This window comes from Nodularia sp. UHCC 0506, assembly GCF_034931045.1.
GTDB lineage: Bacteria > Cyanobacteriota > Cyanobacteriia > Cyanobacteriales > Nostocaceae > Nodularia.
Genome location: NZ_JAYGHH010000001.1, coordinates 142424 through 159176, shown reverse-complemented (window position 1 = coordinate 159176; position 16753 = coordinate 142424). Strand labels below are relative to the sequence as shown.

Sequence of the window (16753 nt, the reverse complement as noted above, 5' to 3'; positions counted from 1 at the left end):
GCTAATAATTTAAAATGCGATGAATTCAATGGAGTCAGAAATAACACACACTAATTCAAATGAACTTTCTCCAACAGAGGCACAAGACGTAAATCTAGATCGTTCATTAGCAGGGTACAACTACACATTACCACCCGAACTTATTGCCCAAAATCCCGTATTTCCCAGAGATAGTTCCCGTTTATTAGTAGTCAATTCTCCCGCAACAGGTCAAGAAACTGCACCTCTACACTATATTTTTCGAGATTTACCAGAGCTATTACGTACTGGTGATTTATTGGTAGTCAATGATACAAAAGTTATTCCGGCTCGGCTATATGGCCGTAAATGTACTGGTGCGGAAATTGAAGTTTTGCTATTAGAAGAAAGACAATATAATTGTTGGTTAGCTCTAGTTAAACCAGGAAAACGCTTCAAACCAGGAGCCAAAATTATTTTTGAACCCAGGGGATTAGAAAATAGCAATCAAAAGCATTGTCAGCCACTACCCACTCAACTCATCGCTACAGTTTTAGAAACAGACGCAGCTACGGGAGGACGTTTATTGCGGTTTGATGTGCCTGGAGGCAAACCTCTGGTGGAAGTGTTAGATCAATTTGGTGAAATACCCCTACCGCCTTATATTACGGCATCCACTGCCGCCGATGAACAATATCAAACAGTTTATGCTCAACAGCCAGGAGCGATCGCAGCACCTACGGCTGGATTACACTTTACCCCAGAATTACTAGAAAAGTTACGCGATCGCGGCATTAATCAAGCTTTCATTACTTTACACGTTGGCGTAGGCACATTTCGCCCAGTAGAAATAGAAGATGTCACTAGCCACCAAATGCACGAAGAATGGATTTCAGTTCCTGCCGCCACAGTGGAACAAATCCGCGCCACTCAAGCGGCTGGTGGTCGAATCATTGCCGTGGGAACAACAGCAGTCCGTGCCTTAGAAGGGGCAGCTAAATCTGGAGATTTACAACCATTTTGTGGCAAAACAGACTTATTTATTTATCCCGGTTATGAATGGCGGGTAGTAGATGGACTAATTACTAATTTTCATTTACCACGTTCTAGTTTGCTGATGTTGGTAAGTGCGTTAATTGGTAGACAACGTTTATTAAAAATATACCAAGAAGCGATCGCCTCAAAATATCGTTTTTATTCCTTTGGTGATGCGATGCTCATTCTTTAGAGACAAGAAGACGCAATTTATGGCATCTCTACAAGTTTTTAATTGTTAATTATTAATTTTTGCTTTCGTAATGGGTACTCTAAATTATAGGGTTCAAAAAAAGTACAGAGTTGCTACTTATGTATAAACAGCATAAAATTCGTCAGTGGTTTGGCTGGTATTACTCGGTGATCAATTGGCGGCAACCACATTTAGGACTTCTCTGTGCTGCATCTACCTTTTTGGTGTTTGCTGCACCGACAATTATGGAATTACCAGGAAGCAAGCTACTGGCACAAAAACCAATTTCTCAGGATTTAGAAACAGCAAGCCTTTACCAGCAAGGAGTCACACGCTATAACCGTAACGATTTACAAGGTGCTGAATCTGCCTTTCGTCTAGCCTTAGAACGTGATTCTAACCTTGGTATGGCACGAAAGTATCTGGGTAATATTTTACTGATGCAAAATCGTCTGGATCTAGCAGTGCAAGAATATGGAGAGGCGGTCAGAATTAATCCTAATCTGGGTGAAGCCTACTATAATCTGGGGTTAGCATTGCACCGACAAGGACAAAAAGCAGCCGCAATTACTGCTTATAGACAAGCTTTAGTGATTGATCCTACAATTTCAGACGCGCAGTATAATTTGGGTTTGGCACTGTACGAATTAGGACAAGTAGAAGAAGCGATCGCCGCTTATGAAGAAGCGATAAATTTAGATAACAGCAATGCCAAGGCTTATTTTAACTTAGCGATCGCCCAGCAGAAAGAAGGACAAATAGAATCTGCGATCGCTTCCTATAAAAAAGCCGTAGCACTTGATCCTCAAAATGCCAGGGCTTACAATAACATAGGCAGTCTCAAGGCAATTCAAGGTCAAACAACAGAAGCTATAGAAGTTTATCGGCAAGGTATTCGCCTCAATCGTCAGAATCCTGAAGCTTTTTATAACTTGGGAGTGATTTTATACAATCAAGGTGAACTTCATCAAGCCAACAGGTTATTGAAACGCGCCCACACAGCATACCAGGAACAAGGCAACCTTGAGGAATCCCAAAAAGTCGAGCAATTAATGCAGAAAATTGCCCAAGTGATCGAACAACAGCGTCAAGCTACTCCAACAGCTACTACCACCCAAAATGCAACTACTTCAGGCAATATACTGATTCAGAGGCTTTCTCCTGGTTACGTACCCGTTTATATTGATAAATAGCCTACCTCCACAACTCCCGAACAGTAGTCCAGGGTGTGTTGTCAACCAGCGTCATGCACCATTTTAATAGGGAACAGGGAACAGTTATCCCCAAATTTTCTCAATTTATGCAACCCAAAATTCACACTTTTGATGGTACACCCTTCAAAAAACGTTCGGCTGACGCTCACAGCGAAGCCTTGCACCTACTTTCGGGTTTATCAGCCTCAAACCTTTGATTATCTGGGTTTTACATTTATTCAGCCAGTCGCAATTAAGACCAGGGCTAAATGAGCAATCGTATAATAAAGTTACGCTGTGCGATTACTCATTTGCCCCCAACCTTTACCGAACAAAGATTTTGCTGGAGTTTACAAAATAGCTCTTACACCTTGGACTGTCAATACAGAACAGGGTGCATGGTGTAATACGTAATTACTGACACTACCTAAGAAAAATTCATTGATGCCACTGAGTCCCCGACGGCCTAAAACAATTAAATCAGCTTGAGAACTACGGGCTACTTCACAAATAGTGGGGCTTGGTTCACCTATTTTTTGGGTAAAATCAGATGCTATCCCCTTGGCGATCGCTTGACTCTTGAGCAGTGTTAAAAATTCAATTCCTTCTCGTTTTAAACTTTCCCATTGATTTACATAATAGTTCACATCGTCATAAACACTGTATGTTTCCATTGTGGAAGCATCGAGATAACCATCATCAGAAGGTGAAATGACGTGTAACAATAACAATTCGGCATTGCTGGCTGTTGCTAAAGTTAGGGCGTGTTCAAAAATCTGTTGCCCAATTGCATTGGTATTCAGTGCAACTAAAATTTTGTTAAACATAATTAAAAATCTTTAGTTATTAGTCAGTAGTTAATCACGCAATTTGTACATTATTTTAATAGATTATTGGGTACAACAATTTAATACGGCACAGCAAGGGTCTGAAGCTCCTAAATTTCAGAGACTTCCTCCTGGTTACGTACCAGTTTATATTGACGAATGGCCTACCTCCACAACTCCCGAACAGTATTCCAGTAGGGTGTGTTGTCGCCCAGCGCAACGCACCATCCTCATCTAGTAAAGTTATACAATTTCCTCTAACTGAGGAATGTGTTCAGTTTCATAGTTTTCAATTAAGACTCCGATGACTTCCATGAGAGACGCAAGGGGATGACTCTCATCTTCACCAACTTGATCGATCAGACAATCAAGCATTTCAACCAAGCGTTCATATTCTTCTTCCTTGTGAGGAACAAAAACATTTTCAGCAATGGAAGACCAAGCAGTGACGGTTTGATTAAGGTTGAAACTTTGCATTATTCTTTCCACTTTCCCTCATCATATTCTGGATGCATCAACACAGCTCGTATGTAGAGTTTTTGGCGGTTGTAGTGAATTGCGGCAATCAGTCGAACTTTGTTACCACTAATATTAAACACTGTTAATTTACCGACTTGATCTGCTGATGGAAACATCTCACGAAGTGCCGCAAATGATCCAAACTGATTTACCTTGACTAATCGATACCACTGAGACAAAGCGTTATTTGTATCTGGATGGAGTCTGACAAATTCATTCAGCCTTTTTCTGGTAATGATATGCATCATCTATATTTATATATTTCATGCATCCAACTTATATGTTTCTTTAGGGACTTCCAAGAAATAAAGAGATTTTTTCCGCTAGGTGGTTGAGTATTTTTGAATTTGTCACTCCCTCATAAACAAGGAGGCGCATCAGCTTATTTGTTTGTATCCTGATTAAAAGGCAAATCCTGGTTAATCGCTGCCATTTCCTGCTGTTCTAATTGATTAACTTCCCGAATATAAGGGCGAATAATTTGGTCTAAACGACTATTGTAAAAGCGGTGCAAACTGTAATTAGGCATAGCAGGAAAACCACGGCGTTTTTTGTGTCGTCCGCCAGCACCGGGATCGAAGCTTTGAATACCGTTAGCGATCGCCCACTCAATTGGTGTATAGTAGCAAGCATCAAAGTGTAAGCAGTCTATTTCTTGAAAACTACCCCAGTAGCGTCCATATAAGCGATCGCCCTTAAATAAACAAAAGGACATCCCCACAGGTTGATCCTGATTTTCTTCATGATACGCCGGGAAAAACACCACACGATGACGATAGTTAGTGTGTAGCTGTTCAAAAAACTGCTTTGTCAGGTATTTACTACCCCACCAGCCGAACTTATCACAAGTATCAGCATAGAAATTGTACATCAAAGGAAATAAAGACTGAGGAATAGCATCACCTGTGACTGCTTGTAGTCGTAAACCTACCTTTTCCACAGCTTTGCGTTCTCGCTTGATATTGCGGCGCTGATTGGCGTTGAATAATTTTAAATAATCATCAAAATTTTTAAACTCCACATTTTCCCAAATGTAGCTATGGTGTAACCAAGTTGCAAAACCTTGCCGTTCTAGCACCACCCGCCATTGGGGATCGACATAGAGAAAATGACAACCAGAAATCTTATTCTTAGTGCAGAAAGAATCGATTTCATGCACCATCATGGCTGTAATTTCATCCTCATCTTCCCCAGGCGCAATTAAGAACCTATAACCTTCCGCCGGGGTAAATGGAGTCATTCCCAGCAATTTCGGATAATACCGTACTCCAAGACGATCAGCTAATTCTGCCCATTGGTGATCAAAGACAAATTCGCCATAACTATGACCTTTGAGGTAAAGTGGCGCAACAGCAATCAACGTTCTATCTCGCCAAAGTGTCAGATGATTTGGCAACCAGCCAGTTTTAGCTGTAGCACTCTGGGAAATTTCGAGATTATTCAGCCAATCCCATTCTAAAAACGGCGTTTCCAGTGGCATTGCTAAAGCATCCCAGGCATCTTGGGGTACTTCTACGATTTTGTTAATCCAAAGGCTAGAGTAGCGAGGCTTGATTTGTTCCACCATTGTGGGGCTTTTCTAGGGAATAAAGGACAGGGGAGCAGGGAGCAGGGGGAAAAGGTTGTGACTTCCTAATGACTAATGACTAATGACTAATGACCAATGACTAATGACTAATGACTATTAGCCTAATCTAATTTGCTCATCGTTGCAGGCGATAGTGCAGAAAGACTTCTTGCTTAACTTGCTCAACTTCTAAAAGTTCTAGTTTGGGAGCTAATTCAGATAAAAATCCTACACCTTCTACTGGTGTTGGCGCAGATGCACCTCCTAAAATTAATGGACAAACTGTCAGCCAAAATTCATCGATTAAATCTGATTGCAACATAGAAGCTACTAATTCACCTCCTCCCAATACCGCTAACCGTGTTATATGTAGAGATGTCAGGTGTTGCAAAGCCGCAGATGTGTCAACCTTTCCCGTTGGTGTGTCAAAAACTATAATCTGATTAAATTTGGCAGTACACTCCTGTACGGGTGTTAACTCTGTGGAATGAAATGTCTGTTCTCTTGTTTGCCAAAAACCTGCCCCTTTTGTTGTCGTCAGCAACCAGCGTTCAATCGGCTGTTGAAAAAACTTAATCTCCGGATTGAGATCAGCAGATTGTGTAAGAACTATATGAACCGGCTGGGCGGGCTTACCCTGTTTTATTCGATGTTGCAGCAGGATTGGTTGTGATACGGTGAGTGTTGTACCGTAAGCACGAAGAGTACCAGCACCTAGTAAAACGGCATCAGAGGCAGCAATTTGTTTTTCCAGGTGTGTTTTATCAGCCCCCGAACCAAACCGAGCAGGCGATCGCTTAAAATCTGCTATCTTACCATCTGCACTCATTGCCAAAACTACTGTGGTATGAGGACGAAGTTGCATCATGGGGTTGGTTTGATTAAAAAAAATATTTGCCCGCAAGCTACTGTTTAGCAATTTTATAACGGTATCTATATGCAACACCAGTCAAGTTCACATCTTTTTGATATCAGTTCTTGTATGACTGATTTCTGGTTATACTTTCAGCATTTGCAACTTTTGAGGGTGGACAAGATAATTTTCATCACTTAGCAGAATATCTCCTTGATCTGTTCTATGTTCTAATTGCACATCGTTACTTTTGTGGTTTACAGATGCGAAGTGAGATACTCGATGGCTAAACTTCGTCAATCCTCCTTTCGACGTATTTTAGTAACAAGAATTTTGCTGTTATTGGTCCCCGTTTTGTTGATGGGGGAGATTGTGGCTTTGAATAAGGCTAAATCTAGCCTATTGAGAACTGCTAGTCAAAATCTCACAGAGAGTGCTATCTCCAAAGGTGAGAAAATGGCTAATGCGATCGCTACCCTCAAAACTTACTTGTTAACTGTCAGTAAAACAACAATCATTCAGTCTGGCTCAACTAATGAAGTAGAAGAATATCTCACTCAGATAGCACAACAATTGCCTACACACATTGAGTGTTTACAATTAACTAACCTGCAAAATACTAAAATTATTGCTAGTAGTTGTGGTAATCAAAAAATTGCCGAATTAAGTTTATCTTTTCCTGATGAAGAAGAAAGTATTAATATCACAAAAATATTCCCCCCCAAGGCAGGAACCACAGGTAAGAAAAATCCCCAAAATCAGCTACAATTATTGCTATCTATCCCGGTTGACAGTCGCAACAGGGAAATGCGATCTGTCTTAAGTATTCGATCAGTAATATACAAACAAACTACAAATCAGCCGGGTTCCTTAACTGGCTCTACCCTAGTAATTGCTGAAAACGGGACGATTTTAGCACACCCATCCGCAGAACTAGTGGGGAAAAATATTCAAGAATACCCAGATATTTCCCAACTACAACACATTGTCAAAAATGCAATCGCGGGAGAAAGTAATTCCATCAATATACCCTCTCAAGAAGGTAAAGAACTAATAGTTGGTTATACAGCTATTGCTAACCCCATTACAAAAGAGCAAGGACAAAAATGGATAGTCCTAGCTGTCACCACGGTAGATAATGCGCTGCTAGGTTTAGAAGAAATTAAATTGATTTTAATAGTTTTAACAGTTGGTTTGATTGGTGCGAGTTTGTTAGCATCTTTATATCTAGCCCCTTACCTAGCCAATCCTTTAGAAGAATTGCGAGACTATGCCCTAAATCTTCACAGCCATCACGCTGCACAACCAGTCCCACGCAATTTCAAAATCCGCGAATTCAATCAACTGGCGCAAGCAATGGATCAAATGGTAGAAAGACTCAAAGCCTGGGCAGAAGAACTAGAAATTGCTTGGAAAGAGTCAAAAAGCGCTAACCAAATCAAAAGTCAGTTTTTGGCTACCACTTCCCATGAATTGAGAAATCCCCTAAATGTAATTATTAACTGTGTGCGTGTAGTTCACGATGGCTTGTGTGATAGCCGGGAAGAAGAAATAGAGTTTCTTAAACGTGCCGACGAAACAGCTATTCACTTGCTAGGTATTATTAATGAGCTGCTAGATATCTCCAAAATTGAAGCAGGTAAGCTTTCCGTGGTGACAGCACCTATTGACCTCCGACAAGTGCTGCTGGAAGTGATTAATTTACAATCAGTAAATGTGCAGACCAAAGGTTTGCAGTTTAAAACGGCTTTAGGTGATGCCATGATTCCCGTAGAAGCGGATGCAGCAAAGTTAAAGCAGGTATTAATTAATATTATTGGCAATGCTACTAAGTTTACCGACCAAGGAAACATCACAATTACTACAACAATTACTAAAGAGTCTCAGGTGATTGTCAGCATCACAGACACAGGTTTAGGTATCGAACCAGCCCAGCAACACAAACTATTTCGCCCTTTTGTGATGTTAGATGGAGGCGCACGCAAAGTTGAAGGTACAGGACTAGGACTAGCAATTTCCCGCAATTTAATAGAACTGATGGGAGGTAGCATTACTTTGGAAAGTGCGGGGATAAACCAAGGCACAACTGTAAAGATTACATTGTCGATGATTAATAGCACTCTCTTAACAGTTCCCGCCACAGAAGGAAATTTGAAGGCTTCTGGGAATGAATCTCAGCCAACAGGATTAGATACTGAAAGTTCTGAACTACCAGTTTTAGAAGATAGTGATAAACTTTTGCAATTAGGAGAAATCCAGAATCGGTAAAACAATAGATCAGGTGCTTTGAAACTGGTTGATTGCTCGAAATCTTGAAATCACTAGATTATACTCAGCACTCAGAACTTTCCCCACACAGCACTCAGCACTCAGCACACAGCACTCAACACTCAGCACTCAACACTCAGCACACAGCACTCAACACTCAGCACTTAGCACTCAAAACTCAGCACACAGCACTCAGCACTCAACACTCAGCACTCAGCACTCAGCACTCAGCACTTTGCTATAAAACAACAGGCTGTCCACCTTGGTTCAGAGATGCTGTCAAACCAGAGAGAATCTTTACTAATTCTGTGCCTACCCAACCAGATGAGATGTCTGGGGCAGTATTTTGGATCATACTGAGAATAAAGCGATCGCAAACTCGCTGCAATGGTTCACCTGTTCTTACTTCCAGCACCTCTGATTTTTGATTTACAGGTAAAAACTGATTTCCCTGACCTTCAAACTCACCATGTAACAGAGTTAAAGGTGATGCAGTGGACATTTCATCAAAAATCAAGCAACCACGGCTACCCACAACCGCCAGCCGACGCTGTTTATCAGGATTTCCCCAGCACAGATGAATATATACTTGAAAGGCATTTGGGTATGTCAGCGTTACCCAGACTAAATCTGCTAATCCTGATACAGAGTTGTTAAATTCCCCATTTCCTGCTCCCTGTAACCACACCGTACCAGTAGCCTGTGCTTTCACTGGTATCTGACCCAGCCAATTGTTAAAAATGGCAATATCATGAATCGCCAAGTCCCACAAAGCATCAACATCCTGCCGGACTGGCCCTAAGTGGGTACGTGTAGCATAGCCGTAACGTAAATTACCTAATGTACCTGCCTTAACAACACTTTGCCCTTGCTCAACAGCTGGATGAAATAAATAAGTATGGTCAACCATTAGGATTAAATGCTGTTGCTCTGCAATTTGGCAAAGTTCCAGACATTCTGCTGGGTCTAGAGTTAGGGGCTTTTCTGCTAAAACGTGGTATCCCAGATTGAGGGCATCTTTAATTAAAGTATAGTGGGTCGTAGCTGGAGTAGCGATCGCCACTGCTGTCAATCCTGCCACTTGCTGTAAATCTGACCACTCAGTAGTCAAAAATATATTTTCATCTAAATTAAACTGTTGCTTTACTGCTGCCAATCTTTCTGCTTGGGGGTCTACTACCGCCACCACATTCACTTGAGGATGTGCTAAAAAATTCCGCAGTAAATGTACTCCCCAACGTCCCACACCAATGACAGCTATTTTCATTTGATTGATTCTTAATTATTTAAGTAACCTGACGAGAATAAACCTAACTATGTGAACAAACTTAAAAATATTATAACTTAGCTCGTAGTCAGGGCTTTAGCCCTTAATGCAAGACTTTATTCCTAACTTTTCTTGATTTTTTCATCAATAAATTTAGGGGTTTGTTACCCTGATAGCAGAGGGCAAAAATTATATTTCTGCCTTCTGCCTTTCTTCGGTCAGAGAGTTCAAGAAGAAACAAGGTAAGTGGTTATCTTAAGTCATCACTTCCTGTAACTGCTCAATAATTATCATCTTTTGGGTAATTGGTTGGTTTTTCTTGGTCGTTTATTTATTGGCAATTCCTTAATGTCTGGCAATTGAGGCTGATTTCCGTTTTACGAACAAACCCATAATACCTGCTAAAAATAAACCACCGACAGTGGCAGGTTCTGGTACAGAAGTTACATCGCTGGGTGGTTCTGAGATAATTTCCACTCCCTCTCCTTCGACTGTGACATTAAAACTCACCGCGAAATTATCTAAAGATAAAGATGTTATGGTTGGTGATCCTGGAATATCAGATTTAAAATCAAAAACTGTGGGAAAATTGCCACCGTTAGGGTTGCTATATCGTGGGCTAAATCCACTAATTCTAAACTCGCCTTCATACCGCTTACCTGTGCTGGGGTCAGTCAGAATACCGTCGTAAAAGGCTCTGCCGAGAACAAATTCATCCTGAACTACGCCTTGAAATTTTACTCCTGGCAAAGCCGGATTACCCTGATAATTATAAGGTGTCAACTGACCACCAGCAAGAATTGGTGAATTGAGAACCCCGTCTAAGGATACAAAAGGAATACCTTTAAAATCGACATAGTAAGTCCCGTCAGCATCTCTCTTTACCTGATTTGACTGGTATACAAGTTGATTATTTCGGTAATATCTCCCTTGGCTATCTGTAGGAATACGAGTGGTTCTATTATTGAAATTGGGATTAAAACTCGGAAGCTCGATGGTGCCTGATAATGTGACAGTACTTTGAATTGATAATTGCGCTGCAAAAGCACTGGCACTACTGAAAGCAAGCATTGTTATAGCTAAAAAATTGCTACTTGCAACTTTCAAACCAAATTTTGCAGATGGTGTACTGATTTTCATGAAAGATTTCCTCCTCTAATCACCTATCTAAAAAAACACGCTAATTTTGAGTCCATAAAAATGGACTAAATGAACTCAAATGGCTAATCTTAAATCTAAAATTGGCCTAGTCAAAATCTTTCTACTGACTGAACTAACAATTAATTCCCAGTGTTGTATTTATTTTTTTCAAATGAAGTAAACTGCACTATTGCCATCAGTATTTATCGGCATAGCAACGCTACCCTCAGTTCATTTGATTCTCTGATGCTTTTTTAGCAATGGTTTTCCACCAAATACAGGAATTTAATCAAAATCTACAAACTTGCTTGACTTGTGTAGCTTTGCCCTGTTCCTAGAAAGTTTATGACATCTTTTTACATATTTGATGGTATTTTTAGCGAGCAATTAATTGTTTACGATCACTGAACTAACATTACATTTGCAGTATAGCCATAAACATTGATACTGACAAGACATTTTACTTTTGTTTCTGAAAAAAAAGCCATTAAGTTGCTCTTTATAAGGAAAATTAAGTAGATTTTCTACTAATTTTTAATTGAATCAATGTTGCATAAACTTCTAATTCCGTTTATTCACTTAGCATAGCCACATAGCCGGAAAAATTATCAGAATAATTACCGTATAAAAACTTAGGTGTGAGGTAAAAGATAGGATTTCAAGTTGGGAAAATTGTTTGAAAATGTTGAGATTAAGAATTTTCCGGCTGAGAAATTGCTAAGAAAGCTACTTTAGCTGCGGCTTGTTCAGCAGCTTTGATGGAACGTCCTTTACCTTCACCTAGTTTGTTGTCATAGAGCCAAACTTCAGCAGCGAAACGCTCTTGGTTTTGGTTAGCTTGATTAACTTCTCTTACCCGATACTCAGGCAAAACTTTAAATTCTGCCTGTGTCCATTCTTGCAGGGCAGCTTTGTAATTAAGTCTAGCGGGGTCGAGGCGAATTTCCGTTGCTAACTTTTTTAAGTGAAAATCGAGCCAAGGACGAATTAATTCTAGATTGTTTGTGCTGAGGTAAAGCGCACCTAGCACAGCTTCAAAAGCGTCTGCCAAGCGTGATTCTTGACCAACTTTATCACTTGTAGCACTACCAGCGACAAGTAAGTATAGTTCAAAACCATATTCTCTTGCCAGTTGAGCGAGGATGCGATCGCTGACCAAAACTGAACGAATTGCTGCAAAATCTCCTACTGGGCAGTCAGGATATGTTTCCCATAAAACTATCGCCGCCGCGAGTCGCACCACAGCATCACCGACAAACTCCAACTGTTCATAATTTGCCGATTCGGAAACAGTCGGATGAGTCAGAGCTAAATCCAACAGATCCCACTGTATGGGTAGACCTGGTGGTAAACCTAACTTTCTAATTAAACTTTCAAGCTGTCTCTGACGGCGTGGATAAACAAGTGTCATGGGCAGGAGGGCAGGGGGCAGGGGGCAGGGGAAACTTGTTCAGCACTCAGAACTGTCTTTACTCAGAACTGTCTTTACTCAGAACTTTCTGGACTCAGCACTCAGCACTCAGCACTCAGCACTTAAAAAGAGGGAGAGAGTCGGACATAAGCCGGGTTCTGTTCTCGCCAGTGTTTAAAAACACTTTTGAGGGCAGTTATCTATCTGGGACGCTTGTTACCAAACGCCTCTAGCGGCTCTACTTTTGGAAACTGGTAAAAGACCAACCATAGTTTCCTTTCGCCTTGCTCCCAACCGGGGTTTACCGAGCCACAACCTCTCGGTTGTGCTGGTGCGCTCTTACCGCACCTTTGCACCCTTACCATTTTCAGTGATCAGTTCACTGAAGATGGCGGTATCTTTCTGTGGCACTATCCTCACGATCGCTCGCACTGGGCGTTATCCAGCAAGTTTGGTCTTTCGGGAGCCCGGACTTTCCTCAAACCAGTCATTCCGACTAATCTGCAACCGCCTGCGCCTACTCCCTCCCTAACTCCAGTGTAATCTGGGATGGCATGATGTGTCCGGTTCGGATTACTTCTTTTTCTTCCAAGGCAGAGCATAAGTCCAGGGTAATTTTCTAATGGTGAAGGGACAATTAATAATGCACATCGGTGGGATATTTTGACCTGGGGCTAAACCTACACGGACTTCAGAGATGCGTAACACTAGCTGTAGTGAAAATTCCAACTCCTTTCTTTCGTTCATAAAGTCGTTATATAACTTTTTTTGCGGTGGCCCAGCTTTGCTGAGTCCGGTAATATTAATTATGGGTTTGGTCGCTGAGTAGGTTCCGGTATCTTTATCACGTACAAAGACATCTTCTGCTGTGACTGTTTCCGAAAGTGTTTTTTGAGGAGCAATCAAACTAGGACTTTGCGGAACAGCTAAGTCACGGGTCAAATCTGGTGATTTGCGAATGACTCGGCGCGATTGCTTGCTATGTTCGACAACTAAAGAGCTATTGTCCCAGTCAACATATATAGCAATATTCTCAGATTTATTATCGATACTCAACGATAAATCTTTGACATCATCCACAGCATACGAGGGTTGAAATTTAAAAGAAACCCCAATCTTGTCTTGCAGATTTTGTTCTTTAAGTTGTTCATCAACAACTGCTTTTTTGAAATCAAATTTTACTTTATCGTCGATAGACTCGACCATACGATTAAAGACGTAAGAAACGCCAATAATATAAAGGGTCAAAACAACTAAATTTTGATCACCATTACTCATAAATCAGAATATTAACTCCCTATAGAAGATTTGTATATGGGACTCATAAGCTATTTCCAATCTTGCTTAATTGTGGAAGAATCTTTAAGCCAGCCTCGTCGCCAAAAAAAGAATAGCAAACCAAAGGCGATCGCAGCCATTACAGCCAAACAAATTGGGTAGCCCCAATACCAATTCAATTCAGGCATATTATATGGAGATTTTTCGGTATTGAAATTCATACCATATATTCCAGCCACAAAAGTTAATGGAATAAAAATAGCAGAAACTACCGTTAGCAGCTTCATAATTTCATTCATTTTATTACTCACAGACGACAAATAAACATCCATTAATCCAGATGCCAGTTCCCGGTAATTTTCCACCATGTCCATAACTTGTACTGCATGGTCGTAACAATCTCGTAGGTAAATTTGCACTTCTGCTCCTATGAGTTTACTACCATCTCTAATTAAAGAACTAATGGCATTTCTCTGCGGCCAGATAGCACGACGTAGTTGCAGAAGTTCTCGCCTAACTTGATAGATTTGTTGTAGTGTTTTTCGGGTAGGATTAAGTATTACTTCCTCTTCTAATTCTTCCAGCCGCTCTCCATACAGTTCCAGTACTGGAAAAAAGCCATCAATAATTGCATCTAACAAGGCATAAGCTAAATAATCAGCCCCTTGTTTGCGAATGTTCCCTTTACTTCGATCAATTCTTAACCTCACGTCTTCAAAGCAATCATGTTCTGGTTCTTCTTGGACTGTGAGCAGATAATATTTTCCCAATACGAAACTCACTTGCTCGCTGTAATAACCACAGTTATTTTCCATGGGAACGACCATGTGGGCAATGATGAGTAATTGGTCTTCATAATCTTCAATTTTAGGACGTTCTCCCATATTGACTACATCTTCTAAAACTAGAGGATGTAATTCAAAAACTTTACCCAATCGTTGTAGTATGTCTTGATTTCCTAATCCTTGTACATCTACCCAAGAGACAGATTCTTGATGTAGATAAGTAGTACATTCTTCAGGAACTACTATTTGTTTGCGAATGCAGTTATTTTGGTTATAGTCAAACAAACAAATTTTGGGTTCTTCAGCATTGATATCAACGATGATAGTTCCTGGAAGCGTTCCTGGTTGGTGATAAAATTCTTTTCTGTAGAACTTTTTCACTGCTTTGGGTATACGGCGAATTTTTCTTACCATACAGTTTTACTTATTGGTCATTAGTCATTGGTCATTGGTCAAAAAATTTCACTTTTGGATTTTGGCTCCTTCATACTAAAAAAGTAGCTGTATTTATTTAACCTTTTGTCAGAAATTTTACAAGTTTGAATATCAGGATGTGATTGATAAATGACCTAGTTTTGTCAAATATAACATCAGTATGCAAGCGGTTATCATATCATTTCATTGTCTCCGAATCGGCAAGGGTATAAAAAAACAGTTTGCCGTCACAAGACAAACTGCTAACAAAATATTTACATGAAGCAACAGAGATTAGAACATACCCATGCCGCCCATGCCACCCATGCCACCCATGCCGCCCATGCCGCCCATGCCACCCATGCCGCCCATGTCAGGGGCTGGAGCTGCGGATTTTGGCTCTGGTTTTTCGACCACGATGGCTTCGGTGGTAATCACCATACCAGCGATAGAACCGGCATTTTGCAAGGCTGAACGTACTACCTTGGCAGGATCAATGATGCCAGCTGCAATTAAATCTTCAAATTCTCCAGTAGCGGCGTTGTAACCGATATTGAAAGCACTGTCTTTAACTTGAGAAACAATTACAGAACCTTCGTCACCAGCGTTATCTGCTATTTGACGCAAGGGAGCTTCTAATGCTCGTTTGACAATATCTGCGCCAATTTTTTCTTCTTCGCTGAGGTTGGCTTTGATTGCGTCTATTTTTGTAATCAAGTTAATCAGGGTTGTGCCACCACCAGGAACTATGCCTTCTTCTACAGCAGCTTTAGTGGCGTTGAGTGCGTCTTCAATCCGCAGTTTGCGGTCTTTGAGTTCGGTTTCTGTGGCCGCACCAACTTTAATGACTGCGACACCGCCAGCTAACTTGGCAATGCGTTCTTGAAGTTTTTCTTTGTCGTAGTCTGAATCAGTTTCTGCCAATTGCTGACGAATTTGAGCAATTCGGGTTTGTACTTCTGGTTTAGTTTCACCAGCAGCAACAATGGTGGTGCTTTCTTTGTCAATGGTGATTTTGCGGGCTATTCCCAACATTTCCACAGTGGCGGTGTCTAGACTTAAACCGATTTCTTCAGAAATCATCTGTCCATCGGTGAGGATAGCAATGTCTTGTAACAACGCTTTGCGGCGATCGCCAAATCCTGGTGCTTTAATTGCAGCTACAGTCAGCACACCCCGTGCTTTGTTGACTACTAAAGTTGCTAAAGCGTCTCCTTCTACATCTTCGGCAATAATCAACAAAGGTTGACCCAGACGGGCAACTTTTTCCAAGACTGGAACTAAATCTTGAATGCTGCTGATTTTTTTGTCGGTAATCAGGATACGAGCGTTTTCAAATTCTACGATTTGCCTGTCGTTATTGGTGATGAAGTAGGGAGAAATATAACCCCTGTCAATCTGCATCCCTTCCACTACTTCTAGTTCTGTGGTTAGAGATTTGGATTCTTCTACAGTGATTACACCGTCTTTGGTGACTTTTTCCATCGCTTCGGCAATCATTGCGCCGACTTCTTCATCATTACCAGCCGAAACAGTGGCAACTTGAGCGATCGCACTGCCTTCTACTGGCTTGGCAACGGTGGCAATTTCTTTTACCAGGGCTTCAATAGTTTTGTCAATTCCGCGCTTCAAGCTGATGGGGTTAGTACCAGCTGCAACGTTCTTCAAACCTTCTCTAATCAGCGCCTGTGCTAAAACAGTGGCTGTAGTAGTACCATCACCAGCGATATCCTTAGTTCTGGATGCCACTTCTTGGATTAGTCTTGCACCAGTGTTTTCTAAAGGGTCTTCTAATTCAACCTCTTGGGCGACAGTAATCCCATCGTTAACGATTTGAGGTGCGCCAAATTTCTTTTCTAAAAGGACGTTGCGACCTCTTGGCCCCAAGGTAATTTTCACCGCATCAGCCAGGGCATTGACTCCCCGTTCTAGCGATCGCCGTGAATCTTCATCAAAGGAAATAATTTTTGCCATGTTTAATTTCTCTAGCGGTTCCATTAAACAATTTAGCACTCACAAGAGCAGAGTGCTAATTACCCAAGTAG

At 41.1% G+C, this 16753-nt stretch carries 16 protein-coding genes and 1 other RNA gene; 5 read left to right on the top strand and 12 right to left on the bottom strand.

From position 1 onward, the window contains the following. Positions 1-28 precede the first annotated feature (28 nt). Positions 29-1186: a tRNA preQ1(34) S-adenosylmethionine ribosyltransferase-isomerase QueA gene (gene queA, locus VB654_RS00755; RefSeq protein WP_323211356.1), complete on the top strand. Its 1158-nt coding sequence runs from the start codon at positions 29-31 to the stop codon at positions 1184-1186. Between the two features lie 119 nt (positions 1187-1305). Continuing rightward, positions 1306-2379 carry a tetratricopeptide repeat protein gene (locus VB654_RS00750; protein ID WP_323211355.1) on the top strand — a complete coding sequence of 358 codons (1074 nt, stop codon included), beginning with the start codon at positions 1306-1308 and terminating at the stop codon, positions 2377-2379. Between the two features lie 350 nt (positions 2380-2729). Here the strand turns inward: VB654_RS00750 and VB654_RS00745 are convergent, their stop codons facing one another. Beyond that, positions 2730-3206, bottom strand: a complete 477-nt coding sequence (locus VB654_RS00745) for a universal stress protein (RefSeq protein WP_323211354.1) — start codon at positions 3204-3206, stop codon at positions 2730-2732. A 43-nt stretch (positions 3207-3249) separates the two neighbouring features. Here VB654_RS00745 and VB654_RS00740 point away from each other — a divergent pair, with 43 nt between their 5' ends. Further along, the gene (locus VB654_RS00740) at positions 3250-3444 is read left to right on the top strand and encodes a hypothetical protein (protein WP_323211353.1); all 195 of its coding nucleotides are present in this window, start codon (positions 3250-3252) and stop codon (positions 3442-3444) included. A gap of 5 nt (positions 3445-3449) precedes the next feature. Here VB654_RS00740 and VB654_RS00735 read toward each other — a convergent pair whose 3' ends face one another. The 4 genes from VB654_RS00735 to VB654_RS00720 all read right to left on the bottom strand — a co-directional run bounded on the left by VB654_RS00735 (position 3450) and on the right by VB654_RS00720 (position 6160). Further along, on the bottom strand, positions 3450-3683 hold the full coding sequence (locus VB654_RS00735; RefSeq protein ID WP_323211352.1) for a hypothetical protein: 234 nt from the start codon (positions 3681-3683) through the stop codon (positions 3450-3452). Next, the gene (locus VB654_RS00730) at positions 3683-3973 is read right to left on the bottom strand and encodes a type II toxin-antitoxin system HigB family toxin (RefSeq protein ID WP_323211351.1); all 291 of its coding nucleotides are present in this window, start codon (positions 3971-3973) and stop codon (positions 3683-3685) included. Before VB654_RS00730 ends, VB654_RS00735 begins: the two co-directional genes overlap by 1 nt. A gap of 134 nt (positions 3974-4107) precedes the next feature. Further along, a complete protein-coding gene (locus VB654_RS00725) occupies positions 4108-5292 on the bottom strand; it encodes a GNAT family N-acetyltransferase (RefSeq protein ID WP_323211350.1) in 1185 nt (394 codons plus the stop codon). Positions 5293-5428: 136 nt separating this feature from the next. Continuing rightward, positions 5429-6160 carry a RibD family protein gene (locus VB654_RS00720; protein ID WP_323211348.1) on the bottom strand — a complete coding sequence of 244 codons (732 nt, stop codon included), beginning with the start codon at positions 6158-6160 and terminating at the stop codon, positions 5429-5431. Positions 6161-6427: 267 nt separating this feature from the next. Here VB654_RS00720 and VB654_RS00715 point away from each other — a divergent pair, with 267 nt between their 5' ends. After that, a complete protein-coding gene (locus tag VB654_RS00715; protein WP_323211347.1) occupies positions 6428-8413 on the top strand; it encodes a sensor histidine kinase in 1986 nt (661 codons plus the stop codon). 28 nt (positions 8414-8441) lie between these two features. Next, on the top strand, positions 8442-8657 hold the full coding sequence (locus tag VB654_RS00710) for a hypothetical protein (RefSeq protein ID WP_323211345.1): 216 nt from the start codon (positions 8442-8444) through the stop codon (positions 8655-8657). Here VB654_RS00710 and VB654_RS00705 read toward each other — a convergent pair. The 7 genes from VB654_RS00705 to groL form a co-directional block, all read right to left on the bottom strand. Further along, positions 8652-9680, bottom strand: coding sequence for a Gfo/Idh/MocA family oxidoreductase (locus VB654_RS00705; RefSeq protein WP_323211344.1), 1029 nt, complete (start codon positions 9678-9680; stop codon positions 8652-8654). The genes VB654_RS00710 and VB654_RS00705 overlap by 6 nt on opposite strands. Positions 9681-10025: 345 nt before the next feature. Further along, positions 10026-10820: a PEP-CTERM sorting domain-containing protein gene (locus VB654_RS00700; RefSeq protein ID WP_323211342.1), complete on the bottom strand. Its 795-nt coding sequence runs from the start codon at positions 10818-10820 to the stop codon at positions 10026-10028. 691 nt (positions 10821-11511) lie between these two features. Then, positions 11512-12231, bottom strand: a complete 720-nt coding sequence (rnc, locus tag VB654_RS00695; RefSeq protein WP_323211341.1) for a ribonuclease III — start codon at positions 12229-12231, stop codon at positions 11512-11514. A gap of 132 nt (positions 12232-12363) precedes the next feature. Then, an RNA gene (rnpB, locus tag VB654_RS00690) (RNase P RNA component class A) lies at positions 12364-12755 on the bottom strand. A 49-nt stretch (positions 12756-12804) separates the two neighbouring features. After that, a complete protein-coding gene (locus tag VB654_RS00685) occupies positions 12805-13509 on the bottom strand; it encodes a hypothetical protein (RefSeq protein WP_323211340.1) in 705 nt (234 codons plus the stop codon). Between the two features lie 50 nt (positions 13510-13559). Continuing rightward, complete coding sequence (gene corA / locus VB654_RS00680; protein WP_323211339.1) at positions 13560-14708, bottom strand: magnesium/cobalt transporter CorA; 1149 nt, start codon at positions 14706-14708, stop codon at positions 13560-13562. Positions 14709-15002: 294 nt separating this feature from the next. Beyond that, positions 15003-16682, bottom strand: a complete 1680-nt coding sequence (gene groL, locus VB654_RS00675) for a chaperonin GroEL (protein WP_323211337.1) — start codon at positions 16680-16682, stop codon at positions 15003-15005. Positions 16683-16753: the final 71 nt, after the last annotated feature.